At 63.5% G+C, this 25,502-nt stretch carries 24 protein-coding genes and 2 pseudogenes; 6 read left to right on the top strand and 20 right to left on the bottom strand.

Features of this window, described 5'->3' with window-relative positions; genetic code table 11:
- From NKK51_RS30080 to phnG, 14 genes and pseudogenes are all read right to left on the bottom strand, one after another.
- Positions 1-267: hypothetical protein (locus NKK51_RS30080; protein WP_352555829.1), on the bottom strand; the 267-nt coding region annotated here is incomplete at its 3' end.
- 63 nt (positions 268-330) lie between these two features.
- Positions 331-1,698 carry a phosphonate ABC transporter, permease protein PhnE gene (gene phnE, locus NKK51_RS30075; RefSeq protein WP_352555827.1) on the bottom strand — a complete coding sequence of 456 codons (1,368 nt, stop codon included), beginning with the start codon at positions 1,696-1,698 and terminating at the stop codon, positions 331-333.
- A 2-nt stretch (positions 1,699-1,700) separates the two neighbouring features.
- A complete protein-coding gene (gene phnE / locus NKK51_RS30070; RefSeq protein ID WP_352555825.1) occupies positions 1,701-2,657 on the bottom strand; it encodes a phosphonate ABC transporter, permease protein PhnE in 957 nt (318 codons plus the stop codon).
- A gap of 57 nt (positions 2,658-2,714) precedes the next feature.
- Complete coding sequence (phnD, locus tag NKK51_RS30065; RefSeq protein WP_352555823.1) at positions 2,715-3,623, bottom strand: phosphonate ABC transporter substrate-binding protein; 909 nt, start codon at positions 3,621-3,623, stop codon at positions 2,715-2,717.
- A 92-nt stretch (positions 3,624-3,715) separates the two neighbouring features.
- Positions 3,716-4,573 (bottom strand): phosphonate ABC transporter ATP-binding protein, encoded by an 858-nt coding sequence (gene phnC / locus NKK51_RS30060; RefSeq protein WP_352555821.1) that lies wholly within the window; start codon positions 4,571-4,573, stop codon positions 3,716-3,718.
- Positions 4,574-4,685: 112 nt separating this feature from the next.
- Positions 4,686-5,411, bottom strand: a pseudogene (locus tag NKK51_RS30055) (DUF1868 domain-containing protein).
- 550 nt (positions 5,412-5,961) lie between these two features.
- A complete protein-coding gene (locus NKK51_RS30050; protein WP_352555819.1) occupies positions 5,962-6,579 on the bottom strand; it encodes a DapH/DapD/GlmU-related protein in 618 nt (205 codons plus the stop codon).
- Positions 6,576-7,283, bottom strand: a complete 708-nt coding sequence (gene phnL, locus NKK51_RS30045) for a phosphonate C-P lyase system protein PhnL (RefSeq protein WP_352555817.1) — start codon at positions 7,281-7,283, stop codon at positions 6,576-6,578. The genes NKK51_RS30050 and phnL overlap by 4 nt, the downstream gene beginning before the upstream one ends.
- Before the next feature lie 322 nt (positions 7,284-7,605).
- The gene (gene phnK, locus NKK51_RS30040; RefSeq protein ID WP_352555815.1) at positions 7,606-8,382 is read right to left on the bottom strand and encodes a phosphonate C-P lyase system protein PhnK; all 777 of its coding nucleotides are present in this window, start codon (positions 8,380-8,382) and stop codon (positions 7,606-7,608) included.
- A gap of 137 nt (positions 8,383-8,519) precedes the next feature.
- A pseudogene (locus tag NKK51_RS30035) lies at positions 8,520-9,347 on the bottom strand (alpha-D-ribose 1-methylphosphonate 5-phosphate C-P-lyase PhnJ); the annotation flags it as partial.
- Complete coding sequence (gene fosX, locus NKK51_RS30030) at positions 9,344-9,763, bottom strand: FosX/FosE/FosI family fosfomycin resistance hydrolase (RefSeq protein WP_352555814.1); 420 nt, start codon at positions 9,761-9,763, stop codon at positions 9,344-9,346. The pseudogene NKK51_RS30035 and the gene fosX, both read right to left, overlap by 4 nt.
- A complete protein-coding gene (locus NKK51_RS30025) occupies positions 9,760-10,872 on the bottom strand; it encodes a carbon-phosphorus lyase complex subunit (RefSeq protein WP_352555812.1) in 1,113 nt (370 codons plus the stop codon). The genes fosX and NKK51_RS30025 overlap by 4 nt, the downstream gene beginning before the upstream one ends.
- A gap of 3 nt (positions 10,873-10,875) precedes the next feature.
- Positions 10,876-11,487 carry a phosphonate C-P lyase system protein PhnH gene (gene phnH, locus NKK51_RS30020; protein ID WP_352555810.1) on the bottom strand — a complete coding sequence of 204 codons (612 nt, stop codon included), beginning with the start codon at positions 11,485-11,487 and terminating at the stop codon, positions 10,876-10,878.
- A complete protein-coding gene (gene phnG, locus NKK51_RS30015) occupies positions 11,487-11,948 on the bottom strand; it encodes a phosphonate C-P lyase system protein PhnG (protein ID WP_023812476.1) in 462 nt (153 codons plus the stop codon). Before phnG ends, phnH begins: the two co-directional genes overlap by 1 nt.
- A 132-nt stretch (positions 11,949-12,080) precedes the next feature.
- Between phnG and phnF the strand changes: the two genes are divergently transcribed.
- Positions 12,081-12,830 carry a phosphonate metabolism transcriptional regulator PhnF gene (phnF, locus tag NKK51_RS30010; protein ID WP_352555831.1) on the top strand — a complete coding sequence of 250 codons (750 nt, stop codon included), beginning with the start codon at positions 12,081-12,083 and terminating at the stop codon, positions 12,828-12,830.
- Between the two features lie 279 nt (positions 12,831-13,109).
- Here phnF and NKK51_RS30005 read toward each other — a convergent pair whose 3' ends face one another.
- The 6 genes from NKK51_RS30005 to NKK51_RS29980 form a co-directional block, all read right to left on the bottom strand.
- A complete protein-coding gene (locus tag NKK51_RS30005) occupies positions 13,110-14,126 on the bottom strand; it encodes a zinc-binding alcohol dehydrogenase family protein (RefSeq protein WP_352555808.1) in 1,017 nt (338 codons plus the stop codon).
- Positions 14,127-14,192: 66 nt separating this feature from the next.
- Positions 14,193-15,158, bottom strand: coding sequence for an ABC transporter permease (locus NKK51_RS30000; RefSeq protein WP_352555806.1), 966 nt, complete (start codon positions 15,156-15,158; stop codon positions 14,193-14,195).
- Positions 15,155-16,708 (bottom strand): sugar ABC transporter ATP-binding protein, encoded by a 1,554-nt coding sequence (locus NKK51_RS29995; protein ID WP_352555804.1) that lies wholly within the window; start codon positions 16,706-16,708, stop codon positions 15,155-15,157. The genes NKK51_RS30000 and NKK51_RS29995 overlap by 4 nt, the downstream gene beginning before the upstream one ends.
- Before the next feature lie 183 nt (positions 16,709-16,891).
- Positions 16,892-17,884, bottom strand: a complete 993-nt coding sequence (locus NKK51_RS29990) for an ABC transporter substrate-binding protein (protein WP_023812481.1) — start codon at positions 17,882-17,884, stop codon at positions 16,892-16,894.
- A 299-nt stretch (positions 17,885-18,183) separates the two neighbouring features.
- Positions 18,184-19,182 (bottom strand): aldo/keto reductase, encoded by a 999-nt coding sequence (locus tag NKK51_RS29985; RefSeq protein ID WP_352555802.1) that lies wholly within the window; start codon positions 19,180-19,182, stop codon positions 18,184-18,186.
- A 61-nt stretch (positions 19,183-19,243) separates the two neighbouring features.
- Entirely contained in the window at positions 19,244-20,749 is a 1,506-nt protein-coding gene (locus tag NKK51_RS29980; protein WP_352555800.1) for a UxaA family hydrolase, read from the bottom strand.
- Positions 20,750-20,975: 226 nt separating this feature from the next.
- On the opposite strand from NKK51_RS29980, the gene NKK51_RS29975 reads away from it, so the two are divergent.
- From NKK51_RS29975 to NKK51_RS29955, 5 genes are all read left to right on the top strand, one after another.
- Complete coding sequence (locus NKK51_RS29975; RefSeq protein WP_352555798.1) at positions 20,976-21,878, top strand: GntR family transcriptional regulator; 903 nt, start codon at positions 20,976-20,978, stop codon at positions 21,876-21,878.
- A gap of 194 nt (positions 21,879-22,072) precedes the next feature.
- Positions 22,073-22,429 (top strand): DUF2946 family protein, encoded by a 357-nt coding sequence (locus NKK51_RS29970; RefSeq protein ID WP_352555796.1) that lies wholly within the window; start codon positions 22,073-22,075, stop codon positions 22,427-22,429.
- Between the two features lie 97 nt (positions 22,430-22,526).
- Positions 22,527-23,066 carry a copper chaperone PCu(A)C gene (locus tag NKK51_RS29965; protein ID WP_352555794.1) on the top strand — a complete coding sequence of 180 codons (540 nt, stop codon included), beginning with the start codon at positions 22,527-22,529 and terminating at the stop codon, positions 23,064-23,066.
- A gap of 30 nt (positions 23,067-23,096) precedes the next feature.
- Complete coding sequence (locus tag NKK51_RS29960) at positions 23,097-23,615, top strand: YcnI family copper-binding membrane protein (protein WP_023812487.1); 519 nt, start codon at positions 23,097-23,099, stop codon at positions 23,613-23,615.
- 53 nt (positions 23,616-23,668) lie between these two features.
- A complete protein-coding gene (locus NKK51_RS29955; RefSeq protein ID WP_023812488.1) occupies positions 23,669-25,309 on the top strand; it encodes a copper resistance CopC/CopD family protein in 1,641 nt (546 codons plus the stop codon).
- Positions 25,310-25,502 lie beyond the last annotated feature (193 nt).

The raw sequence follows: 25,502 nt of genomic DNA, 5'->3' as shown, positions 1-25,502 counted from the left end.
ACGGCCCACCTGATCCTGGCGCTGATAATCGACGAGGCCGTCACAGACGTTCTCGACTCTCCCCCCTGTGAAGGCGAAACCACGCAGGGCGCAATCGCTGTCCCTTTGGAGGCTGCATAGCCTCCTGCGTCCTGCGATCCTCAACGCCATGCTGAGGGTAATACGGCAGGGAGAAATCGTCACGCGCTTCACCGAAATCATTCGCCACGTCTGCGATCCGCCCAGACGGCGCAAAAGCCAATCCGCAGCAGCAAGGATCGCCGTCATAGCGTAAAGTTAGCGCCTATGGGGTGCTGTCCCGCCGGCTTCTCATGAGACGGCAGCCGGCGCCTACCCCTGCTCGGCCTGGATCCTGTTGTAGTCGTGGATCGTCTGGCTCAGCCGGCGGCGCAGGAAGTTGGAGATGTTGTCGAAGATGAAGACAACGGCCAGGATCAGCAGCACCATGTAGAAGACGTTGGCCCAGTTGGAGTTGGTGCGCATCGCTTCCCACAGCTTCAGGCCGATGCCGCCGGCGCCGACAGCGCCGATGATGGTCGCGCCGCGGGTGTTGGATTCCCACTGGTAGAGCGTTTGGCTGATGAACACCGGCACCACTTCCGGCAGCACGCCGTAGCGCTGCACCAGAAGGCCGTTGGCTCCGGTCGAGGTAATACCCTCGCGCGGTTTGTCGTCGATGTTCTCCAGCGCCTCGGAATAGGTTTTGCCGAGCGTGCCGATCTCGGTGAAGAAGATGGCTGCACTGCCCGCCAGCGGTCCCGGCCCGAAGGCACGGGTGAAGAACAGCGCCCAGATCAGCATGTCGATGGAACGCATGAAGTCGAAGAAGCGCTTGAGCACCTGGTTGACCAGCCGGCTGGGCGTGATGTTGCGAGCGGCGAAGAAGGCCAGCGGAAAGGCGACGATGCCGCCCAGCATGGTGCCGAGAAAGGCCATGACGATGGTCTGCAGGAGCTTCGTCCAGACATCGCCATGCTGCCACTGGGCGTTGTTCCAGATGTTGTCGCCGGCCAGCGCCAGATTGGACGTGCCTGGTTTCAGTTCCGGTCCGGAGACGATCAGCGAAGCGACTTCGCTTGCCGACTTGCCGAAGAACGGCGAGCGGGTGTCGAAGACGAAGTTTGCCCAGCCGAGAAATCGCTTTCGGATCCTGACGCGGTCAACGGCGACACGGGCCTCGCCGGCAAAGCCCATGTCGGCGACGACCTCATCTTCATGCGCGGTGATCCAGCCGGGAACCGGCCCCGAGATCAGCGGCTTGCCGGTGCCAAGCACGACCGCAACGGTCTCACCATTGGCAGTTATCGTCGCTTGCGTCTTGCTGAAGGTGACCGACTTGGCGGCGCCGTCGATAAGGACCGTCACCGAACCATCGGCATTGGTCTTGACCCAGTCCGGATCTGGGTTCGGGCCGAGCACCGAGAAGCGTGGATATTTGGCGGTGATCCGCGTTTCGTCGAGGCGGAAGATCGGCTGCACGTCGTAGCTGATCCACTGGGTCAGAAACAGCGGCAGCCGCTCCCAGTGCGATTCCCGCATGACCTGCGGCAGGTTGAAGAACCACAAGGCATAGAGCAGGTAGAGGAAGATGCCGCCAAGCAGCATCAGCGGCCCGAAGCGCTTGTGGAACGGCCGCTGGAACACCTGCGGGAAGCGCTCTTCGATCGACTGGATTTGATCGGCGGTCAAGGCAGCCATGGTCAAGCCCCCACCACGAAAGCCTGCTCGCCGACCAGCTTGCGGCGCAGCCAGGCGGAGAACTGGTCGACGATGAAGATCGTCGTGAACAGGAGCAGCACGAGGGCTATCGTCTTGGCGCCGAAGCCGCGCGAGATCGACAGCTTCAACTCCTCGCCGATGCCGCCGCCGCCGACCGCGCCCATGATGGTGGAAATGCGGACATTTATCTCAACACGCAGCAGCGTGTAGGACATGAAGTTGGGCAGCACCTGTGGCAGGCCGGCAAAGCGCACCCGCTCGAACCAGTTGGCGCCGACAGCCCTCAGTCCTTCCTCGGCGCGCATGTCGATGTTCTCGTTGATCTCGTAGAACAGCTTGCCCAGCGCGCCGATCGAATGCAGGCCGATGGCGATGATGGCGGCGATCGGGCCGATCGAGACGATGGCGGCGAACAGGCCGGCGATGACGATCTCGGGAAAGGCGCGCAGCAGCTCCATGAGGCGCTTGACGATCAGCCGCAGCACCGGATGCGGCGTCAGATTGCGTGCCGCGATGAAGGAAAACGGCACGGCAAAGACGAAGCCGATGAAGGTCGAGACCAGCGCCACGTTCAACGTGGTCAGCATCAGTTCGAAATATTCAGGGATATAGAAACTGCCCCAGACATAGGCGCGGCCAAGCGGGAAGTTGAATTCCTGGGTGCCGGTGTCATGCGGGGATGCGATGTCGAACATCGCCCGCCAGACATCGTTCCAGTCCTTGGGGACGAGCCAGCTCAGGAAGTCCAGCAAATGCGGCAACCGGTCGAAGAAATGCCCGGCATTGGCCTCGTCGGCGAACCACATGGTGCTGCCAAGCGCGATGATGAGAAGGCCGACACCGATGGCGGTGTAGAGCCGGCGCAAGGACGTCTGGCGACGCCAGGCGTCGGCCATCTGGTGAGTGGCGCCGGAAGGGGCTGTCACGGAAAGGGTCATGATCGGACATGCAAGAAGGGCGGCGTTTTCTCGACGCCGCCCTTCCTGATTTCGCCGTTAGCCGCCAATGGCTGCCTTACGGGCTTCGACGATGACGTTGTAGAAGTCCGCCTTGACCGGGACGTAGCCGGTAAAGTCGCCGCCTTCGACGCCTTCGAAGCAAGCCTTGTCCTTCTTCGGCAACTGCGTGAAGAAGTCGGCGAGCTTGGCGGTCATTTCGTCGCCGAGCGCGGTGCGCACGACCAGCGGGCCGTTGGGGATCAGGCCCGAGCGCCAGACTTCGACGAAGTCGTTGGGGTCGACGGCGCCCTTGGCGACTTCCTTGTGGAAGGTGCCCGAGGTGTAGCCGTCCTTGAAGTCGCCGATACCGGAGGAATCGTCCACCGCCACATCGACCTTGCCGTCGCGCACGGCCAGAACGTTGTTCTCGTGGCCGCCGTTGAACTGGGTCGAAGCGAAGAAGGTTTCGTTCGAAGCGCCGGTGTCCTTCGGGATCTGGGTCAGCGGGATCAGATAGCCGGAGGTCGAATCCGGATCGGCGTAGCCGAGTTTCTTGCCCTTGGCCGACTTGATATCGGTGATGCCGGAGGATTTCAGCGCCAGGCCGATCGAATAGTAGCCGGTGGCGCCGTCGGTCTGCTGGGTGGTGAGGATCGGGGTGACCGCCTTCGGGTCCTTGAGAGCGATGCTGGCGTAGCCGGAAGCGCCGAGTTCGGCGAAGTCGAGCGTGCCGCCAAGCAGGCCCTGGATCACGCCGTCATAGTCGGCGGCGGGGAACAGCGAGACCTTTTCGAAGCCGAATTCGGCCTTCAGATGGTCGGCGAGGCACTGGTAGTTGCGCAGCCGGTCGGTTTCGTTTTCGCCGCCGAGGATGCCGACGCGAAATTCCTTCATGTCGGCGGCATGGGCCATGCTGGTCGCCATGGCGAGCACCGAAACGGCGCCAAAAACCATCTTCCTGAACATCTGTTATCTCTCCTGTAGGTTCCGGCCCCGCGCCGGCAGCGTTATCGATTTTGACAGGTGCCCTTGACGTGGGCTGGCGATCCAGGCCGCTCTCAGTATCCCGGGAATGCGGGCTCGAGCGGTCCGGCGGATGCGGCGATCTTTCGGCTGAAGGCAACGCTGGTCGAGGTAATGGCCTCGGAGATTTCCTGGCCATTGCTGTCGGCGCCATAGACGAGGCGCACGGCCTCGCGGTTGAGCTCTTCGGGCGGGCCGTCGAAGACGACCTTGCCGGCGGCCATGCCGATGATGCGGTTGCAGTAGGTGCGGGCGGTGTCCAGCGTGTGAAGATTGGTGACGACGGTGATGCCGTCGCGCAGATTGATGTCCTGCAGCGAATCCATCACCACCTTGGCGTTGAGCGGGTCGAGCGAAGCGATCGGCTCGTCGGCAAGGATTACTCTGGGCTGCTGCATCATGGCGCGGGCAATGGCGACGCGCTGCTGCTGGCCGCCCGACAAGGTGCCTGCGGGCTGCAGCGCGGTGCGGGCGATGTCGAGCCGCTCGAGTGCCGCGACCGCCTCGGCGCATTCGGCGCGGGAGAACATGCCGAACAGGTTTGACATGGTCGAACGGTGGTTCAGCTTGCCGAGCAGCACATTGGTCAGCACGTCGAGGCGCGGCACCAGGTTGAACTGCTGGAAGATCATGGCGCAGTCGCGCTGCCAGCGCCGCAGCGGCGAGCCGCTCAACCGGGAGACCTCGGCGCCGTCAAAAAAAATCGACCCCTGGCTGGGATCGATGAGGCGGTTGATCATGCGAAGAAGGGTTGATTTGCCGGCACCGGAACGGCCGATAATGCCGACCATCTGGCCCTGCGGGATGGCGATGTTGATGTCGCTGACGGCGGTGTTCTTACCAAATCGGCGGCTGACACCGCGGATTTCGAGCGTGGCGGAATTTGCTGACATGGGGCAGGTTCCAGTCTGGACCATATTGATCGTCAGGCACTCGCCTAACGCAGCCACATGAACCTGCCGTGTCGCGGTGATGTCAGTTTTGTTACGCTCCACAGGTGTGGAGTTATGGCCGGCCCAGGGCCAGCAGTTCCTCGAAGTGCTCCATGTCCCTGAAGCTGCAGAAGGCGGGTGCCTTGATTTCGATCACCGGGGCACCGGGGCCTGCTGCTCGAAAAGTGCCAGGCAATCGTCGAACAGTCCCTGCCATGCGGCGGCCCGATCATCCGCAAGACGCTGGATCTGGTAGGCGAAGGTGATGTGGAAGACGTAAGCGTCGTGATCGGGGTGCCGGTAGCCGAACGGCACGGCCAGCGCATCGCGCCAGGCACGCATGATGCGCAAATCGTCGTCCGTCGCGCCGGCAACGGTGAGGCCGGTCGGCAGAACTTCGACCACCTTGATGTTGAACGGACCGAAACCCTCGAAACCTTTCAGCCGTTCCAGATAGAGGCGGGTCATGGCGTCGATGCTGGTGTCGAGCGGTACGTCCTGCGGCCAATAGGGCAACCGGCGGCGATATTCGATGATGCCCTGGAACAGCGTCATGTGCAGGCTGGAGACAGGCGTGAAGGCGAGCCGGTCGGCGTCTTGCATCGCCAGCATCCGGTCGCGCACGGCAAGCACGACGGCCCTCGGACGGCGAGCCGCTGACGAGATGACTGACGATCGTGTTGCCGGGCTCGATCAGAAAATTGCCTGATGTGTCGTAGCGGGTGCCGAGATGCGGCGGCGGCTTTGGATTTGAGCCGGCGAAGAATCCGGTGAGTGACGGTCTGACAGAAACAGGCATTGCAATCTCCAAGGAAAGGCCGCGTCCTGCCTGGGCGATGTGTCAGGGATATGAAACCGGACCAAAAAGCAGGATATGACAGGCAAGGCTTCGCAAAGGGAAGCTGCGGGGTTTTCACATGATCAACAATGAAATAAGGATTCAGACTCATATGGGCGGGAGGCTTCCCAATTGGCACATTGGCGCCAGTGGTTGCGATTGTATGTTACAGGAGTGGTCGCTGTAACAAGCTTTGCAGTGGGCCTACTTCTGATGTCCGTATATCGAGTTGGCAGCTTAAACCATCCGATATCGGGCTACTTGTATAGTTACAAAAATGGACGCGATACAGCCATTGTCTTAATGGGTTTTATTTTCTTGATCGCGTTGCTTACGATCCGTTTCGCGAGTAGCGTTGATGCGAAAATAAAATCTCTCATAGATATTGGTTATGACGTGAAATTCATAGAATCTATCTGGCTGCACCAGACTGTCATTGCTATTTTTATGACGTTAACGTGCCTTTCTATTATTTTGGACGTTTGCCTGAGCGGCTGACTTGTCCGGAGCGTCAACCTCCGTGCTTCTCCAAAAACTGATTGGCTGATAGTTCGCGAAAATCATCAAGGGCGGTGCGCAGCCTGGCATGGTCCCAGTCCCACCAGGCAAGCGCTTGATAGCGTTCGGCGGTGCGGCGGTCGAAGCGCTCGCGGATCGGCTTGGCCGGCACGCCGGCGACGATGGTGTACGGAGCCACATCTCTCGACACGACGGCGCCGGCGCCGACCGCGGCACCATCGCCGACGGTGACGCCGGGCAGGATGGTCGAGCCGTGACCGAGCCAGGTGTCGTGGCCGATGGTGACGCGTTTGGCGCGGCGCTGGGCGAAGAATTCTGTCTCGTGCTCGGCATCGTCCCAATAGTCCGAGGCGCGGTAGGTGAAGTGATGCAGCGTCGGCCGCCAGGTCGGGTGGTTGGTGGCGTTGATGCGAACGCTGGCCGCGATGTTGGCGAACTTGCCGATCGTCGCGCACCAGACGGCGCAGTCCTGCATCATGTAGGAATAGTCGCCAAGTTCGCTTTCAGAAACCCGGCTGCGGTCGGCGATCTCGGTCCAGCGGCCCAGCGTCGAATTCTGAACATCCGCCGTCGGGTGGACCAGCGGCGTCTCGGACAACTTCCTGGTCATGCGGCGATTTTTCCGGGAGCGAAAGCGGTGACGTCGATGATGCGGTCGGCAACTGCCTCGCGCACATCGTGGTCATGGAAGATGCCAAGCAAGGCGACATCAGCCGCCTTCTTGGCGGCGATGAGTTCGATCACGACATCGCGGTTCCTGGCATCGAGCGAGGCGGTCGGCTCGTCGAGCAGCAGGATCGGGTGCTCGGTGATGAAGCCGCGCGCGATGTTGACGCGCTGCTGCTCGCCGCCGGAGAAGGTCGCCGGCGGCAAAGCCCAGAGTTTCTCCGGCAGGTTGAGCTGCGCCAGCAAGGCGCGTGCCTTGCCGCGGGCAATCTCGCGATCCTCGCCGCGCTCGACCAGCGGCTCGGCGACGACGTCGAGCGCCGAGACGCGCGGCACGGTGCGCAGGAACTGGCTGACATAGCCGATCGTTTGCCGGCGCACAGCAAGCACGGTGCGCGGGCTGGCGGTGGCAAGGTCGATCAGCCCGTCGTCGTGCGTGACGATGATCTGGCCTTCATCGACGGCATAGTTGCCGTAGAGCATCTTCAGGATCGAGCTCTTGCCGGCACCGGACGGGCCGCCAAGCACAGTGCATTCGCCGGCCCTGATCGAGAACGAGACTCCGGCGACGACAGGCAGTTTAATGCCGTCGCGCAGATGCATGGTGAAGCTCTTGGCGACGTCCGAGACAACGAGGGGGGTGGCCATCAGAAGGTCCTCCGATCATCGTTCGCTTGCGCTCCAGCACCCCCCTCTGGCCAATGCAATTGCACGTGCGGAATAACGGTGAAATCTCGAAGCGGGTGGTTGCGAGGTGTCGGCGCGAGGCACCCCCCTCTGTCCTGCCGGACATCTCCCCCGCAAGGGTGGAGATTGGCAGTTTCACCCGCAGCGCTTTTCTTGCAGCCTTGGTAATTGGTGAAAGCAGCAGGGACAGCCGATCTCCCTCCTTGCGGGGGAGATGGCCGGCAGGCCAGAGGGGGGTGCCTCGCGCCAAGGTTTCGCGAACACGCGCTTTGAGACTTCATCGTCAAACCTGCAGAATCGAGGAAACGAGCAACTGGGTGTAGGGCGCGCGCGGGTCATCGAGCACGCGGTCGGTGAGACCGCTTTCGACGACGCGGCCGTCCTTCATCACCATCATGCGCTGCGACAAAAGCCGCGCCACGGCAAGGTCGTGGGTGACGACGATGGCCGCGAGACCAAGGTCGGTGACCAGCCCGCGCAGCAGGTCGAGCAGGCGCGCCTGGACCGAGACGTCGAGGCCGCCTGTCGGTTCGTCCATGAACACCAGGCGCGGGCCGGTGACGAGGTTGCGGGCAATCTGCAGGCGCTGGCGCATGCCGCCTGAAAAGGCGCGCGGGTCGTCGTCGATGCGGTCCTCGTCGATCTCGACGCGTGACAGCCAGTCGACGGCGGTGGCGCGGATCTTGCCGTAGTGACGGTCGCCGACCGCCATCAGCCGCTCGCCGACATTGGCGCCGGCCGACACCGTCATGCGCAGGCCGTCGGCCGGGTTCTGGTGGACAAAACCCCAGTCGGTACGCATCAGGAAGCGGCGCTCTGCCTCGCTCATGCGGTAGAGTTCGCGGAACTGGCCGTCGCGCATGCGGTAGCTGGCGGTGCCGGAACTTGGCAGCAGCCGCGTCGACAGGCAGTTGAGCAATGTCGTCTTGCCGGAGCCGGACTCGCCGACGACAGCCAGGACTTCGCCCGGCCACAGGTCGAAAGAGACGTTGTCGCAGCCGACGCGCGAGCCGTAGAATTTGGACAGCGCGGAAACGCGCAGCAGCGGTTCGTCGGTCATTGCTTCTCCTTACCCTCCCCCTTGTGGGGAGGGTCGGCGCGCAGCGCCGGGGTGGGGGTTGAGTGGAGCGTGGATTGGTCAAGCCCCCCACCCGCGCCTTCGGCGCGACCTCCCCACAAGGGGGAGGTAGGGGCGTTGCGCCGCTTCTCGCAGTGGTCGGTGTCGGAGCAGACGAACATGTGGCCGCCATGGTCGTCGAGGATGACCTCGTCGAGATAGACATTCTCGGCCGCGCACAGCGCGCAGGGCTGGTCGAAGGTCTGCACCTCGAACGGATGATCCTCGAAGTCGAGGCTGACCACTTCGGTGAACGGCGGCACAGCATAGATGCGCTTTTCGCGACCGGCACCGAACAGCTGCAGCGCCGGCGAACGGTGCATCTTGGGATTGTCGAATTTCGGCGTCGGCGACGGGTCCATCACATAGCGGCCCTCGACCTTGACAGGATAAGCATAGGTGGTGGCGATGCGGCCGTGCTTGGCGATGTCCTCGTAGAGCTTGACATGCATGAGGCCGTATTCCTCCAGCGCATGCATTTTCCGCGTTTCGGTCTCGCGCGGTTCGAGGAAGCGCAGGGGTTCCGGGATCGGCACCTGGTAGACCAGCACCTGGCCCGCCGTCAGCGGATGCTCGGGGATGCGGTGGCGGGTCTGGATGATGGTGGCTGTCGCCGTGTCGGTGGTGACGGCGACATTGGCGACCTTCTTGAAGAAGGCACGGATCGAGACCGCGTTGGTGGTGTCATCGGCACCCTGGTCGATCACCTTCAAGACATCATCGGGGCCGATGATTGAAGCGGTGACCTGGACGCCGCCGGTGCCCCAGCCATAGGGCATCGGCATTTCGCGCGAGGCGAACGGCACCTGGTAGCCGGGAATGGCGATGCCCTTGAGGATCGCGCGGCGGATCATCCTTTTGGTCTGCTCGTCGAGATAGGCGAAGTTGTAGGTGGCGATGTCGGTCATGGTGCGACTTCCAGTCCCTTGGCGTAGCGCGCCAGCCGCTCAGCGAGCGTGCCGGTGTGCAGTTCGAACATGTGGTTGTCGTCGTCGTAGAAATAGATCGAGCGGCCTTCGCCCTCGACGCGCAGACGCGGCGGGCGCATGTCGAGGCCAAGCGTTTTGACGCGCTCGGCGTAGCGGTCGAAATCGGCGTCATCGATCTTGAAGGCGATGTGGTTGTAGCTGCGCTCCGGCAACGGCTCGCCCTCCATGAGGGCGACCCAGATGTCGCCGATCAGGAAGAATTTTTCGCGCGACAGCGAGAACTGTTCGGCGTCGCTGGCATAGACCTCGCGCGCGTCGAATACGCCCTCGAGGATGTCGGTCATCCGGTCGAGGTCGCGGACGATGAAGGTCATGTGGGACAGGCCTTCGATCATTCCGCGGCCTCCCGCTTCTCTTCGGCCTTGGCGGGGTTTTCGCGGGCGTCGTATTCGGCGCGCATGCGGCGCACGAGGTCGAGTTCGGCCTGGAAGTCGACATAGTGCGGCAGCTTCAGATGTTCGACGAAGCCGGTCGCCTGGACGTTGTCGGAATGCGAAATGACGAACTCCTCGTCCTGCGCGGCGGCGACGACATCCTCGCCGAGTTCGGAGGCGCGCAGCGCCCGGTCGCAAAGCGCCATCGCCATCGCCTTGCGCTCGCTCTGGCCGAAGACCAGGCCGTAGCCGCGGGTAAACTGCGGCGGCGCCTTGGCTGAGCCTTTGAACTGGTTGACCATCTGGCATTCGGTGACGCGGACAGTGCCGAGCGGGACAGCGAAGGGCAGTTCGGGCACGTCGAGCTCAAGCTCGACCTCGCCGATGCGGATCTCGCCGACGAAGGGATGGTTGCGGGCATAGCCGCGCTGGGTGGAATAGCCGAGCGCCAGCAAAAAGCCCTCGTCGCCGCGTGACAGCGCCTGCAGGCGGATGTCGCGCGCCATCGGGAATTCCAGCGGCTCGCGGGTGATGTCGCCGGGGACATGGTCCTGCGGCATGTCGCCGTCCGGTTCGATCAAGCCTTCGCGGGCGAGGATCGCCGATACGCGCGGCATGGCTTGCGCTTCCGTCTCGCGCAGCAAGGGCTGGGCGACGTCGGCGCCGGCGGCAAGCTCGGGATCGAGCAGCCGGTGGGTGTAGTCGAATGTGGGGCCGAGCAATTGGCCGCCGGGCAGGTCCTTATAGGTCGCCGACACGCGCCGCTCGACCAGCATTCCGGCGGTGTCGATGGGCCTGGTGTAGCCGAAGCGCGGCAGCGTGGTGCGATAGGCGCGCACCAGGAAGATCGCCTCGATCAGGTCGCCGCGCGCCTGGACGATTGCGAGTGCCGCCAACTCACGGTCGTAGAGCGAGCCTTCGCTCATCACCCGATCCACGCCGAGCGCCAGCTGCTCGACGATCTGGTCGAGGCGAAGGGCCGGCACCGAACGGTCGCCGCGTCGGCGGTCGGCAAGCAGGCTGTGGGCGTTGGCGATTGCGGCTTCGCCACCTTTTACCGCGACATACATTTTTTACGCCTCCATTGTCTTGATGCGCGTCGTGCGCGGCAGGCAGGCAATGCCATCTGATGTGGCGAGTATGATGTCGACGCCGCGCGGAAAGCGCTGGTTATTCTGCTTCCACTGCTCGACGAAATGGCGCGGTATCTGTGCCGGCGCGATCGTGGCGCTGGTTTCGATGCCGGGACCTTCGAGCAACAGCGGCGTGCCGGACACGAGATCGCCGACTTGCAGGATCAGCGTGGTCGAACGGTCGGGATAGTCCTGGGTGCCCTGCGAAAAACCATCGAGCGACATCATCTCGGCCGGGGCCGCGATGAAGGCGAAATGCGCATCGGCCGGTGTGTTGGCCAATGGCGCGCCGGTGTGGAACCCAAGCCAGGGTCTGATCGCGGTGGAAGCTTGCAGGGTCTGGTCGAGCCAGAGCGGGGTGTCGTTATCGCACAGCGCCAGTGCGATGGCGCCGGCGGCCGCCGAGAGCGGCGCCGGCGGGCGGGCGAAGGCCGGCAGCGGCTGCACGCTGCCTGGCCGCGCCATTGCGTCCATGACGGCGCGGAACACCGTCTGGGCATTGAAGACCGGATCGGCGAAACCGCCCTCTATCGATTGCGCTGCAATGTCCATCAGTCTTCTCCGCGAACCATGGTGAAGAAATCCACCTTCGTTGCCGCCGTCTCGGCGCGGCGTTTTTCATGCGCTGCGGTCAGAGCCGACCGCAGGGGCGCTATCAGTCCGGTCTCGACTTCATTGCGGCGGGCAGGGTCCTGCCACAGCGCGTCGGCGATGGCCGCCAGCTTCGCCTTCTGCTTGTCGCGGCCAAGCGCATAGCAATGTCCGACCTGCCCGGAGGGCAGCCGGACGGTGGCGCGGGTGACGGTCGCCTCGCCGACGTTGAAGGGCGCGCCGCCGCCGCCGATGCGGCCGCGCACGGTGACCAGCCCGGTCTCGGGGCCGCGCAGCAGTTCTGCTTCCGAAGGCAATCCGGCTTCATTCCAGAGCCGGACGATGTCATCGCCGCTGGATTGCGCCAGTGTCGCCATGGCGGCCTTGCGCTCGGCCTGGTCGCGGGCTTCCTGTCCTCGCATCAGCAGCATTCCTCTTTGTCAATTTGTCTATTGATATAGACAACTATACAAATTATACCTATTATCTAACGCGTGTCCATGACGGGTGGATGACAGCGATATAAGACTGGGCGCTGGAAGGTTGGGGCAATGATAGTCGGGCGGCTGGCAGCGGACAGCATCGAGCGGCGCAGTGGCGTTTCGCTGTGGCGGCAGATCGCCGACAAGATCCTGCATGCGATCGCCATCGGCGATTTCACGGAGAATGCAGCGTTGCCGCCGGAGGTGGCGCTGGCAGAACGCTATGGCGTCAACCGTCACACGGTGCGCAGCGCCATATCGGCCCTTGTAAGGGAAGGCGTGCTGCGGGCCGAGCAGGGGCGCGGCACCTTCGTACTGTCGCGCAAGCGGCTGTCCTATCCGATCGGCGCGCGCACACGCTTTTCGACAGGGCTGCAAGGGCAAACGACGGAACGGCACATCGTCCTGCTCGCCTCGTCGATCGAGCCGGCCAGCCAGCGCGTTGCCGAGGGCCTTGGCCTTGCCAGGGGAGCCGATGTGATCCGGTTGGAAACGCGCGGCGAAGCAGACGGACGGCCGGTGTCGCGTGCTGCCGGCTGGTTCGAGGCCCGGCGCTTTGCCGGCATCGATGCCGCGATGGCGCAAACCGGCTCGATCACCGCATCGCTGGCGCGTTTCGGCATCGACGACTATCTCAGGCAATCGACCGTGCTATCGGCGCGCCACGCCGATGCGGCGGACCTTGCGGACCTCGACCTGCAACCGGGCGCCATCGTGCTGGTTACAGTCGCTGTCAACGTCACGCCGGACGGCCAGCCGATCCAGTTTTCCGAGTCCAGGTTTCCGGCAGAACGGGTGGAGCTGAAGCTGTCGGCGCTGTAGCTAACGTCGTCATCCTTGGGCGAAGCAGGAGCGCAGCTCCGTCGCGGAGACCCAAGGATCCATGCCGCGATCTCGGGCGAAGAGCGCAGCGGCGCAGAATTCTGCACCGAAGCAACGCTCTCAGGTCACGGCATGGATCCTATGGTCTGCGCCGCGTCGCTTCGCTCCTTGCTCCGCCATAGGATGACGAAGCGATGGATGTTGCGGCTAGTCGCCAAAGCATCAGCTCTACCAAGTTGGGCGCTCAACGATCTCCGAATTCGTGTCGAACAGGCGCCTCTATCCGACCTCGATCACAGCCTTGATCAGGCCGGATTTCTCGTGTGCCCAACGAGCCAGATCATGCGGCGTGCCGGCGAGTGTGGTGCGGTGTGTGACGAGCTTGGCCAGGGGCACGGCGCCGTTGCGGATCGAGGCGGCGACGTGATCGAAGTCGGCGCGCAGCGCGTTGCGGCTGCCGATCAGCGTCATCTCGCGCTTGTGGAATTCCGGATCGGAAAAGCTGATGTCGTCCTTGACGACGGAGACCAGCACCAGCGTTCCGCCATGCGCGACATGGGCGAAAGCCGACTGCACCGATTGGGTGTTGCCGGTGGCGTCGAAGACGACATCGAAGCCTTCGCCTGATGTCGCTCCCTTGACCAGATCGGGCACCGCGCCGCGCGACCCGTCGAGGGTCTGGAAACCAAGCTCATTTGCGGCGAAGGCGAGCCTTTCACTGCTCATGTCGAGCAGCGTCACGTCGAGCCCGGCGATGCGGGCGAAGATGGCGGTGCCGAGCCCGATCGGGCCAGCGCCGATGACCAGCGTGCGGGCGCCGGGGTCGGCGCGGGCGCGCCGCACTGCATGCGCGCCGATGGCCAGGAACTCGACTGCGGCGGCGTCGGCCAGCGAAAGGCCGTTGGCGGGATAGAGATTTTGTGCCGGCACCAGAATCCGTTCGCACATGGCGCCGTCTCGATGCACGCCCAAGACCTCGATCCTGACGCAGCAATTGGGCTTGCCGTGCCGGCAGGCGATGCACTTGCCGCAGGAAAGATAGGGGTTGATCACCACGGGCTCACCAACGGCAAGATCGACGCCGTCGCCGGCCTCGACGATCGTTCCCGACACCTCATGGCCCATGATGCGGGGATAGGCGAGGAACGGGTGCTTGCCCTCGAAAATGTGGTAGTCGGTGCCGCAGATGCCGACATGGCTGACCGCCACCAGCGCCCAGCCGGGAGGCGGTGCCTCTGGTGCGGGCCGGTCTTCAAGGACAAGATCGCCGGGCGAACGGCAGAGGACGGCTTTCATGCGCTAATCCAGTCATGAAATCGCCGGCCCGTTGGTGTGGCGGGCCGGCGGTTGATTGCGGGATCGCTACTTGCCGCGGCGGCGCAGGCCGTCGAAGTAGACGATGATGATGATCAGCGCGCCAGTGATGATGCGCTGCCAGAACGAGTTGACGTTGAGCAGGTTGGCGCCGTTGTTGATGGTGGCCAGGATGAAGGCGCCGAGCAGCGGCCCATGCACCGAGCCGACGGCGCCGAACAGCGAGGTGCCGCCGATGACCGAAGACGCGATCGCCTGCAGCTCCCAGCCCTCGGCCTGCGTCGGGTTGCCGATGCCGATGCGGGCCGCCAGCAGCACGCCGACAAAGGCGGCGCACAGGCCCGAGAGCGTGTAGGCCATGTAGATGGTGCGCTGGACATTGACGCCGGACAGGCGCGAGGCCTCGGCGTTGGAGCCGACCGAAAACAGGTATCGGCCCCAGCGGCTGTGGTGCAGGAAAATATAGGCCGGAATGCCGACCAGGATCACCATCCAGAACAGGTTGGGGATGCCGATGAAGGAATTGCGCGAGAAGGCGGTGAAGGTGTCGCTGTTGATGTTGATCGAATTGCCGTTGGTCATCAAAAGGCCGATGCCGCGCAGCGAGGTCAGCGTTGCCAGCGTGATGATGAAGGGCGGCAGGCCCATCTTGACGATGCCGAAGCCGTGGAACATGCCGATGGCGACGCCGACCAGCAGCGTCACCAGAATGGCGAGCCAGATGGGGAAGCCGGCATTGATCATCATGGCCACGACCACGGTGGCGAAACCGACCACGGCGCCGACCGACAGGTCGATGCCGCCGGTGATGATGACGAAGGTCTGGCCGACCGCCATGATGGCGATCATCGAGCCCTGGCGCAAGAGATTGGCCATGTTGTTGGCGGAGGCGAAGCTCGTCGTCGCCACGGAGAGAAGGATCCAGAGCAGAACCAGCAGCGCCAGAAGCGTCAGCCCAAACAGGACATTATAGTTGCGCTTCGGTTTTTCGATGGCAATCGCCTCGGTGCTCATATCTGTCCTCCCAGCTTTTCTTGTTTCTCGGCGAGCGCCTGAGTGAGAATATCCTCGTGGCTGGCGGCATGAAAACCGTGCGTCGCCACCAGTTTGCCGCGCCGGAACACATGCAGCGTGTCGGCGAGTTCATAGACTTCCGGCAGATAGGACGAGATCAGGATGATGCCGGCGCCCTTTGACAAAAGTGCGCCGAACAGGCGGTAGATCTCGGCCTTGGTGCCGACATCGACGCCGACCGTCGGCTCGTCGAAGATGAACAGCTTGGCGCCGTGCGCCAGCCATTTGCCGATGACGATCTTCTGCTGGTTGCCGCCCGACAGGCTGGATGCCAGCGCGCCGCGCGTCGGTGTCTTGATGCGCAGATCGGCGATCTGGCGATCGGCCTGCGTCTTCTCCTGCGCGCTCGAAATCAGCAGATTGTTCGAGATTCGCTTGTAGATCGGCAGGTTGAGGTTGAAGCCGACCGGCAGGTTGAGGCAGAGGCCCTGGTCGCGGCGGCTTTCCGGCGCCAGCGCCATGCCGAGCTTGATCGCGTCATGCTCGGAATTGACCTGCACCTCCTTGCCTTCCCAGAGGATCTGGCCGGCGGATTTGCGGTGGCGGCCGTAAAGCGTGGTGACGAACTCGCTGCGTCCGGCACCGATCAGGCCATAGAGTCCGACGATTTCGCCGGCGCGGACCGTCATCGAGACATTTTCGAAGCCCTTGCCGGACAGGCTCCTCGCCTCGATGATGGCGGCGCCCGGCGTGAAATGCTCCTTATGATAGACCTGCTCGATCGAGCGGTTGATCATCATCTTGACCAGCTCGGCATCGTTGGTCTCGGCGATGTTGCGGGTGCCGACCAGCGTGCCGTCGCGCAGCACGGAAACACGGTCGGCGAGCTCGAACACTTCCTCCATACGGTGGCTGATGTAGATGATGGTCACGCCTTCGCCCTTCAGCCGACGGATCAGGGTGAAAAGCTGGTCGGCCTCCTTGCGGGTGAGGTAGGCGGTCGGCTCGTCGAAGATCAGGAATTTGGTGCCGCGCACGGTGGCGCGGGCGGCGGCTATCAACTGCTGCTGGCCGATGGTCAGGTCGCCGAGCGTGACATGCGCCGGCAGGTCGAAACCGAGGTCGTCGATGATCGTCTGCGCCTGCCTGACCATGGCGCGCTGCTGCAGGATGCCGAAGCGTGAATTCTCCTCGCCTAGGAACATGTTGGCGGCGACCGTCAGGTGACGGCACAGCACGACTTCCTGGTGCACGGCATTGATGCCGAGCGCCATCGCCTCGTGCGGCGTGGCCAGGGCGGCCGGTTGGCCCTCCCAGGCGATCTCTCCGGAGGTGCGCGGCATGACGCCGGTCAGAAGCTTGATGAGCGTGGATTTTCCGGCGCCGTTCTCACCGACGATGGCGTGTATCTCACCGGACTTGAAGGCGAGGTCGACCGGCTTCAGCGCGTGGGTGCCGGGATAGCGCTTCTCCAGCCCGCGCAATTCGAGGATGGTCCGCCCCGGTTCCAGAACGGGTGTGGGATGCAGTTCCTGCGCCGTCGAAATCATGACAATCCTCCCAGATTGGCCTCCCGGATTGGCTTCCCAGGCTGGCCTCACGATTGGCACGCGGCGAGGCAAGGATATGCCTCGAAAACAGCCTAGCTCAGGCGTGCGGATTGCCAGGCCGTTTGTGCGGCAGCTTGTGTCTCCGGGGCGAGGTGCCCCGGAGACGATTGCGGATGCGACGGCTCAGAGCTTCGGATTGAGCAGCGCGTCGATCTTGGGGTCTTTCATGTTGTCCTTGGTCACCAGATTGGCGCCGGTGTCGACATTGGCTTCGACCTTCTCGCCTTTGGAGGCGGCGAGTGCGGTCTTGATGCCGTCATAGCCCATCCGGTACGGATCCTGGACGACGAGGGCGGAAATGACGCCGTCGTTGAGGAACTTGATCAGCTTCTCGTCGCTGTCGAAACCGACCAGCGCCAGTTTGCCGCCAAGGCTGTTTTCCGCGACAGCCTGGCCGACGCCCTGCGCCATGATCAGGTTGGAAGCGAAGATGCCCTTGAGGTTCGGGTTGGCGGTGATCAGGTCGGTGGCGATGTTGAGGCCGGTGGTGGCCTGGCCGTCGGCATATTTATCGGCGACCAGCTTGAGGCCCGGATATTTGGCGGCCAGCTGTTCGGTGAAGCCCTGCTTGCGCTGTTCGAGCGAGCCGGCGCCCGGTGCGTTGGTGATCAGGGCGACGTCGCCCTCGATCTTGCCGCCGTTGGCAGCGCCGATGGCGGCTGCGAGGCCGTCGGCGGCGACGCGGCCGCCCTGGACGTTGTCGGTGGTCAGGAACGAGGTGAAAGCCTTGGAGTCGGCGCCGGAGTCGATGCCGATGACCTTGACCTTGGCAGCGGCTTCATCGATCGGCTTGCCAAGCGCCTTGAACTCGGTCGGCGCAATGACGATGGCCGCCGGGTTGCTGGCAACGGCGTTCTCGAGGATCGAGACCTGGCCGTTGACGTCGGTTTCAGCCTGGGCACCGAGTTCCGGCACATTGACGCCGAGATCCTTGCCGGCCTTGCGGGCGCCGGCCAGAACGATCTGCCAGTAGAAGGACGTGGTGTCCTTGACGATGATCGGAATGGTGACGTCCGCCGCCGAAACCGGCGCCGAATGCATGACGCCGGCGAGCATCGAAGCTGCTGCCAGCGCCATGACGGCGCGGCGGTTGAGAATGCTGGTCGCGAATTTCATGAGGTTTCCTCCCTAAGTCGCCCGGTGAACGATACGGAAGCTCCGTCCGGATAGGCGCGGCCCAAACAGAACTTTATCAATAAAAAACAATTGCCGTGTTTTGATAATGCATCGAACAGATCGATGCAAGCGGTGTTTGATCAGTCCTTGCGAGGTCTGGCAGAAGCAAATCCACCGCGCTGCTCCCCATTGACGCCGTCACGCTTCCGTTCCGTTCCGGGAATGTATGGAATATTAATTCCACCATTTCGTCAATATGGAATATCCATTCCTTCGTGTGACCGCAAGAATATGAAGTTTCACGCCGGCTCCTGCACCAGTGTGTGGGGACGATATCTGGCGTATTCCGTCTCCGGCACGTCGATGTCGAGCAGTTGGAGGTTGCGCGTCAGGTTCGCCAGCTTGGCGGTGCCGGTCAGCACGGTGGCAACGGCAGGTTCATGCAAGGGGAATTGGAACGCGGCGGCGGCGAGCGGATAGCCACCCTCGGCGGCGATCCTTTCCATTGCGCCGACGCGGTCGAGCACGTCATGGCTGGCAGGGCGGTAGTCGAAATGCGCGCCTTGCACCGGCCCGGTCGCCAGGATGCCGGAGTTGAACACGCCGCCAATGACCAAGGAGGTCTGCCGCGCCCGGCATAGGGGCAGCAACTCCGCTTCGGCACTGCGGTCGAGCAGGGAATAGCGGCTGGCGAGCAGGATGCAGTCGAGCGGCGCCTCGCGCATCACGTCCAGACAGATCTGCACCTCGTTGACGCCAAGCCCATAGGCGGAAATGACGCCGGACCGTTTCAGCTCTTCGAGTGCCTTGAGGCCGCCGTCCATCAGGTCGCGAAAGTGCAGCTTGGTCTTCTCGACACCATGGGTGTAGGCGCCGATGTCGTGGACAAACAGGATGTCTATCCTGTTTAGGCCAAGCCGCGCATAGCTGAACTCGACCGACCGCATGATGCCGTCGTAGGAATAGTCGTAGTCGAGCGCGAAGGGCAGCGGATCGACATAGGAGTGATCGGGAACCTGATCCTCCGACACCGGGCGGAACAGCCGGCCGACCTTGGTCGACAGCACATAGGAATCGCGCGGCTTGTAGCGCAGGAAGTCGCCGAAGCGGCGCTCCGACAGTCCGAAACCGTAAAAGGGTGCGGTGTCGAAATAGCGCAGGCCGGCATCCCAGGCGCCCTGCAGCGTCTCCATCGCCGCTTCGCGCGAACAGGCGCGGTAAAGGCCGCCAAGTGCAGCGCCGCCAAAGCTGACCTCGGTGACTTCCAGCGCTGTCTGGCCGATGCGGCGTCTTTCCATGCACAACCTCCCCGTGGCCAGCCAACTGGCCGGCGCGCAGTCTACTTTATATCAGTAAAATCTAAAGTGTGGCGCCCAGATGCCAGGGCACGAACTCGTTGTCGCCGTAGCCGAAGTCCTCGCTCTTGGTCTTGCGGCCGGAAGCCGTTTCGACGATCAGTTCGAAGATCTCGCGGCCCATGCCGGCGATGGTCTTTTCACCCGAGGCGATGACGCCGCAATTGACGTCCATGTCCTCCTCCATCTGGTGGTACATGGTCGAGTTGGTGGCGACCTTGATCGACGGCGTCGGACGGCAGCCGAAGCAGGAGCCACGGCCGGTGGTGAAGACGATGACGTTGGCGCCGCCCGCCACCTGGCCGGTCGCCGAAACCGGGTCGTAGCCGGGCGTGTCCATGAACACCAAGCCGCTGCCAGTGACTTTTTCGGCGTAGCCGAAGACGCCGTTGAGCGGCGTCTGGCCGCCCTTGGCGACCGCGCCGAGCGACTTCTCCAGGATGGTGGTGAGGCCGCCGCGCTTGTTGCCGGGCGAGGGATTGTTGTCGATCGAGGCGCCGTGCTTGGCGACATGGTCCTCCCACCATTTCACGAAGCCGTCGAGCTTCTGCGCGATCTCCGGCGTTGCCGCGCGGTAAGCAAGCAGATGTTCGGCGCCATAGATCTCCGTCGTCTCGGAGAGGATGCCGATGCCGCCGACACCAGCCAGGATATCGACAGCCGCGCCCAGTGCCGGATTGGCTGTAATGCCCGACATGCCGTCGGAGCCGCCGCATTGCAGGCCGACGACGATCTCGCTGACCGGGATCGGCTCACGCTTCAGCTGGCCGACTTCCTCGGCGATCTCGGCCAGCACGCCCATCGCCTTTTCCACCGATTTGCGCGATCCGCCGGCGTCCTGGATGTTGAAATGGCGCTTGCCGGCAGCGACGCCCTTTTGGCCGTAGAGGGTGAGCTGGTTGACCTCGCAGCCGAGACCGACCATCAGCACGCCGCCGAAATTCGGGTGGCGGGCGTAGCCGGCGAGTGTACGGTGCAGCACCATCATGCCGTCGCCGGTGCCGCTCATGCCGCAGCCCTGGCCGTGCACGATCGGCACGAAGCCGTCGATGCCGGGATATTTCGGCAAAAGCGTGCGGTTGGCGGTGTCGGCGATGGAATGGCAGACGGTGGCCGAGCAATTGACGCTGGCGACGATGCCGATGAAGTTGCGCGTGCCGGCGCGGCCATCGGCGCGGCGATAGCCCATGAAGGTGCGGGTGCGGTCGGCCTCCGTCGCGTGCTCGGCCTCGCTCGGCGGCACGACCGGCAAGCGGCCGGATTCGAACACCAGATTGTGCGAATGCACGTGCTCGCCCGGCGCGATGTCCTGTGTCGCGCGACCGATCGCCTGGGCGTATTTCACCACGGCCTCGCCGGCGGCGATCGGCTTGATCGCCACCTTGTGGCCGGGCTCGATCAACACACTGGCGACGGCACCGCCCGGCAGCGCGGTGCCGATCTCGATGCGGCCGTTGGCGACGGCGACATTGTCGGCGGGGGATAGAAGAATGCAGTTGGAGGCGTTCACGGGCGGTTTCCTGGGTGATCCTGGGTTGCGCGGACGGATTGACACGCGTCTGTTTAGAGATATTGTCTTTTATCGTGAAAAAACAGTTTTGCGTCAATTGTTTTTTCACTGGGGAGTTCCGCATGCCTTGGGTGTTCCGGAAAGCGAATTCGCTTTTCAGGGCCATGCGAACGTCATATCGCGCTTCAAACCGGCCGCGGCAAGCGACGGGTGCAACGGATCAGGGATGTCGAAGAGCAACAACGTCTACAAGGATGCCTACAACCGCTGCCTGCGGCTACTCGACGAAACGCGCAGCCTGCCTTCGGAGCCGGAACTGGGCACCTTGCTTGGCGTCAGCCGGACCACGGTGCGCACCATTCTCGCGCGCATGGAAGAGACTGGGCTGATCGCCTGGAACAAGCGCGCCAAGACGGTGCTGCGCGAGACGCGTCCCGATGATTTCTTCCCCGAGGAAGAGACCGACACGCTGGCCGAGATCATCGAACGGTCGTTCATGCGTCGGCTGCTCGCCGGCGGCGCCGAAGCCGGCATGCAGATCAACGAACTCGAACTGGCGCGTGAGATCGGCGTCGGCACCACCAGCGTGCGCGAGTTCCTGATCCGCTTCTCCCGCTTCGGCCTGATCGAGAAGCGCCGCAACAGTCACTGGGTGCTGAAGGGGTTTACGCGTGCCTTCGCGCTGGAGCTGACCGAAATCCGCGAAATGTTCGAACTGCGCTCGGCGGCTGCCTTTGCCGTTTTACCGCAGGACAGCGCGGTCTGGACCGATCTCGACCGCCTGGAAGACGAGCATCGCCAGTTGGCAAACGACATAGCCGCCCGCTTCACCGAATTCTCCGAGCTCGACGAGCGCTTCCACCGGCTCATCCACCGGGCGTCGCGCAACCGCTTCATCGTCGACTTCTACGATGTCATCGCCATGATCTTCCACTACCATTACCAGTGGAACAAGGCGCAGGAACGCGAGCGCAACGAAGTCGCGATCGGTGAGCATCTGGTCTACATAGAGGCGCTGAAATCACGCGATCTCGGCAAGGTCGACGCCGCTTGCCGCAAGCACCTGAAGTCGGCGCGCCAGACATTGCTGACCTCGATCCCGGAGAGCCGGTCGCTGCAAAAATCCTGAACCGCATCGCGGTTCAGTGTCTTGTTCATGCATGTCGTTGTCCCAAAACCGCTATACTTTTGGGCGACATGCATTGAGCCTGCCGCGTTGGCGCCGCGGCGATTTGGCGATTTTCCACCCGCCGGCGCCGTGCTAGATATGCTTCATTGCTGCTAAGAGGCAGGGCTTTGGGCGTATCGAGGAGACGGTGGAGCATGCCGGTCGCGCTGGTCGCGGCCTATCTGCTGTTGCTCCAGTCGACGCTCGGAGCATTCGCCTTCGGCACCAGTCCCAATGCATCGCAGCTCGACGCCTTCGGCAACGTCATCTGCACCCATGAGGGCGCAACCCAGCTTCCCGGAGACAACCAGCCGCCGTCCCATCATCCGGCATGCTGCGTGCTCGGCTGCAGCATGGTTTCGGCGGCCTTTGCGCCGCCGCCCGGTGCTGGCCTGGCGCTGGGCAGCCTTTCCTTCAAAACGGTCGCCTTTGTTTTTCCGGCGGTCATCCATCTCGACTTTGCGCGTGAGCGCTCGCCGTCGAACCCGCGTGCGCCGCCGCTGACGGCCTGAGCCTGTTTGCCCGGCGGAACCTTTCGTGGGCGTACCCATCCAAAGATCAAACTGCTCGCGACCGGCAACGGCGCGACCTTCACTTCATGGAGCAACCATGTCCCATTTTTTCCCTGACGCCGCGCGTCTTATGCCCGGCGGCATTCTACGCGGCATCGAAGAGCGTGTCGGCATTGCCGTGCTGGCTCTTGCGCTGCTGTTCACAGGCGCCCAGTCCGTCCTCGCGCATGAGTTCAAGGTTGGCGATCTCGAGATCGGCCACCCCTGGTCGCGCGCCACGCCGGCCGGCGCCAAGGTCGCCGGCGGCTATTTCACCATCACCAACAACGGCAGTGCGCCGGACCGGCTGGTGTCGATTTCCTCCGATGTCTCTGAAAAGGCCGAGCTGCATGAGATGGGCGTCAAGGACGGCGTCATGACCATGCGTCCGGTTGCCGGTGGCCTGGAAATTCCGGCCGGCGGCAAGGTAGCCCTTGCGCCTGGCGGCTATCATTTGATGTTCATCGGCCTGAAGCGACAACCCAAACAGGGTGAAAAGTTCTCAGCCGTCCTGACCTTCGAAAAGGCCGGCGCCGTCAGCGTCGATTTCGCTGTCGAAGGCATGGGCGGTGGCGCCATGGACGATCACGCCAATTGACCCGGCCAGTTTGAAATTTGAGGGACCATCATGAACAAGTATCTTTTGTCGGCCGCAGTACTTCTCGTGCTCGGAACCAGTGCCGCCTTCGCGCATATCACGTTCGAAACGCAGGAAGCGGCCGTTGGGTCGACCTACAAGGCCGTTTTGCGCGTGCCGCATGGTTGCGAGGGCAAGGCGACGATCGCCGTGCGCGTGCAGATTCCGGAAGGGGTGATCGCGGTGAAGCCGATGCCGAAGCCTGGCTGGACGCTGCAGACCAAGAAGGGCAAGTACGACAAATCCTACCAGCTCTATGGTCAGGCGGTTGCCGACGGGGTCAAGGAGGTCGACTGGAGCGGCGGCAGCCTGCCAGATGAATTCTACGACGAGTTCGTCTTCCGCGCGACGCTGACGGCGGATCTCCCTGTCGGCCAGAAGCTTTACTTCCCGGTTGTGCAGGAATGCGATGGGGCCGCCGACCGCTGGATCGAAATCCCGGCAGCCGGCCAGGATGAGGACGCGCTGGAAAACCCGGCACCCGGCATCAAGCTGTTGCCGAAGAAATGATCTCCAAGGCGGCGCGCTCATTCGAGCGCGCCGCTCTTTTTCGTGGCGGTGACATGAGCACGACCCCCCTCCTGCAAACGGCTTCCATGGCCTGCAAACCTGCCGGCCGGCTTGCCGCCGGCCTGTTGGCCGTGATCGTGTTTCTTGCCAGCCTTGCCGTGTCAGATCAGGCCTTTGCCCATGCCGCGCTGATCAAGACCGATCCGGCCGACGGCGCGGTGCTGGAACAGGGGCCGGCACAGTTCTCGCTGACCTTCAGTGAGCCGGTCTCGCCGCTGGTGCTGACCTTGGTGAAGCCCGACGGCACGCCGGTTGCTCTGACGTCATTCCGGCTCAGCGACCAGACGCTCGAGATCGACAATCCGCAACCGCTCAAATCCGGTACGCATGTCTTGAGCTGGCGCGTCATCTCCGCAGACGGTCATCCCGTCGGCGGATCGCTGCTGTTTTCCATCGGCGCGCCCAGCGAGCCGCCCGCCGTGTCCGAAGCCGTCGACTGGCCGTTGCGGTCGGCGATCTGGCTCGGCAAGGTTTTTCTCTACCTCGGCCTTTTTCTCGGCGTCGGCGGCGCTTTCGCCCTCGCCTGGCTGTCCCAAGGTGGCCGCGCCGGACAGCGCTTCGTTGCAGCCGCAATCCTGGGCGGACTTGTCGCGGCGCCCTTGTCGCTCGGCTTGCAGGGGCTTGATGCGCTCGGGGCACCGCTCTCCCATCTGGCACAGGCGGTTATCTGGCGGACCGGACTCGGCACCAGTTTCGGCTGGACGGTGCTGGTCGCGCTGATTGCGCTGGGGCTTGGCCTGCTGTCGCTGGCCGGCCCCCGCGCCACCGCCAAACCACTTGCGCTGGCAGGTCTGGCCGGGGTGGGGGTTGCCCTTGCCGCCAGCGGCCATGCCAGTGCCGCCGAACCGCAATGGCTGACGCGGCCGATGGTGTTCCTGCACGGCGTAGGCATCGCGTTGTGGGCCGGCGCATTGGTCCCACTCGGGCTGGCGCTGAAGGGGCAATCGGCGGGGGCCACGCCATTCCTGCGGCGGTTTTCTTGGGCGATCCTGCCGGTGGTGGCCGTGCTTGCCTCTGCCGGCATCGTGCTTGCCGTCATCCAGGTGCAAACACCCGCGGCATTGGTCGACACCGCCTATGGAAGGCTGCTGCTGATCAAACTCGGGCTGTTGGTCTTTCTGTTCACGCTCGCCGCCGTCAACCGCTGGAAACTCACGGCATCGGCCGAGGCGGGATCGACGGAAGTTCAACGCAGGCTGGTCCGCTCGATCGGCGTCGAGATGTTGATCGTGTTGGCGATTTTCGGCGTTGCCGCGGGCTGGCGCTTCACGCCGCCGCCACGAGCCCTCGCGATTGCGGCAGCGCAACCGGTGTCGGTCCATATCCACGCGCTGAAAGCGATGGCCGATCTCAGCATCACGCCGGGCCATGCCGGACCGGTCGTCGCCTCGATGATCATCATGAGCGGCGATTTCGGCCCGCTCGACGCCAAGGAGGTGACGCTTGTGCTGTCGAAACCCGATTCGGGCATCGAGCCCTTGAAGCGCGCGGCGGCCAAGCCCGGCGACGGCAGTTGGCGTGTCGACAACCTCGTCATCCCGGTGGCCGGCCGGTGGACGGTGCGCATCGACATACTGGTCTCGGACTTCGAGATGGTGAAGATCGAGGCGCCCGTCGACATCCGCGCCGAGTGATATTCAGGTGATGCCGGCCTGCGAACGGCGGCTTCCTGCGCTTCCGGTGCTCACGTACTTTAAGTACGCTCCGCTCCGGTTCTCGGAAACCACCATTCTCGACTCGGCCTGACCTGAATCTCACACGCCGCGGCATCAACACAATTCGGCGGGGCGGTTGACGCAGCCCGAAAGGCCCGTCAATCATCGCGGC

It is taken from the genome of Mesorhizobium sp. M0011 (genome assembly GCF_040324155.1).
Lineage (GTDB): Bacteria > Pseudomonadota > Alphaproteobacteria > Rhizobiales > Rhizobiaceae > Mesorhizobium.
This window is presented reverse-complemented; position numbering and strand designations above follow the sequence as displayed.

What these genes read in the sequence shown, in the direction of transcription:
- NKK51_RS29970 (WP_352555796.1), top strand. Translation starts at nt 22,073, where the DNA reads ATGCCGGTCGCGCTGGTCGCGGCCTATCTGCTGTTGCTCCAGTCGACG.
- phnK (WP_352555815.1), bottom strand. Translation starts at nt 8,382, where the DNA reads ATGACCGACGAACCGCTGCTGCGCGTTTCCGCGCTGTCCAAATTCTAC.
- NKK51_RS29960 (WP_023812487.1), top strand. Translation starts at nt 23,097, where the DNA reads ATGAACAAGTATCTTTTGTCGGCCGCAGTACTTCTCGTGCTCGGAACC.
- NKK51_RS29990 (WP_023812481.1), bottom strand. Translation starts at nt 17,884, where the DNA reads ATGAAATTCGCGACCAGCATTCTCAACCGCCGCGCCGTCATGGCGCTG.
- phnL (WP_352555817.1), bottom strand. Translation starts at nt 7,283, where the DNA reads ATGGCCACCCCCCTCGTTGTCTCGGACGTCGCCAAGAGCTTCACCATG.
- phnH (WP_352555810.1), bottom strand. Translation starts at nt 11,487, where the DNA reads ATGGACATTGCAGCGCAATCGATAGAGGGCGGTTTCGCCGATCCGGTC.
- NKK51_RS29975 (WP_352555798.1), top strand. Translation starts at nt 20,976, where the DNA reads ATGTCGAAGAGCAACAACGTCTACAAGGATGCCTACAACCGCTGCCTG.
- NKK51_RS30025 (WP_352555812.1), bottom strand. Translation starts at nt 10,872, where the DNA reads ATGTATGTCGCGGTAAAAGGTGGCGAAGCCGCAATCGCCAACGCCCAC.
- NKK51_RS29955 (WP_023812488.1), top strand. Translation starts at nt 23,669, where the DNA reads ATGAGCACGACCCCCCTCCTGCAAACGGCTTCCATGGCCTGCAAACCT.
- NKK51_RS30050 (WP_352555819.1), bottom strand. Translation starts at nt 6,579, where the DNA reads ATGACCAGGAAGTTGTCCGAGACGCCGCTGGTCCACCCGACGGCGGAT.
- NKK51_RS30000 (WP_352555806.1), bottom strand. Translation starts at nt 15,158, where the DNA reads ATGAGCACCGAGGCGATTGCCATCGAAAAACCGAAGCGCAACTATAAT.
- NKK51_RS30005 (WP_352555808.1), bottom strand. Translation starts at nt 14,126, where the DNA reads ATGAAAGCCGTCCTCTGCCGTTCGCCCGGCGATCTTGTCCTTGAAGAC.
- phnG (WP_023812476.1), bottom strand. Translation starts at nt 11,948, where the DNA reads ATGCGAGGACAGGAAGCCCGCGACCAGGCCGAGCGCAAGGCCGCCATG.
- NKK51_RS29995 (WP_352555804.1), bottom strand. Translation starts at nt 16,708, where the DNA reads ATGATTTCGACGGCGCAGGAACTGCATCCCACACCCGTTCTGGAACCG.
- phnE (WP_352555827.1), bottom strand. Translation starts at nt 1,698, where the DNA reads ATGGCTGCCTTGACCGCCGATCAAATCCAGTCGATCGAAGAGCGCTTC.
- fosX (WP_352555814.1), bottom strand. Translation starts at nt 9,763, where the DNA reads ATGATCGAAGGCCTGTCCCACATGACCTTCATCGTCCGCGACCTCGAC.
- phnD (WP_352555823.1), bottom strand. Translation starts at nt 3,623, where the DNA reads ATGTTCAGGAAGATGGTTTTTGGCGCCGTTTCGGTGCTCGCCATGGCG.
- NKK51_RS29965 (WP_352555794.1), top strand. Translation starts at nt 22,527, where the DNA reads ATGTCCCATTTTTTCCCTGACGCCGCGCGTCTTATGCCCGGCGGCATT.
- phnE (WP_352555825.1), bottom strand. Translation starts at nt 2,657, where the DNA reads ATGACCCTTTCCGTGACAGCCCCTTCCGGCGCCACTCACCAGATGGCC.
- NKK51_RS29985 (WP_352555802.1), bottom strand. Translation starts at nt 19,182, where the DNA reads ATGGAAAGACGCCGCATCGGCCAGACAGCGCTGGAAGTCACCGAGGTC.
- phnC (WP_352555821.1), bottom strand. Translation starts at nt 4,573, where the DNA reads ATGTCAGCAAATTCCGCCACGCTCGAAATCCGCGGTGTCAGCCGCCGA.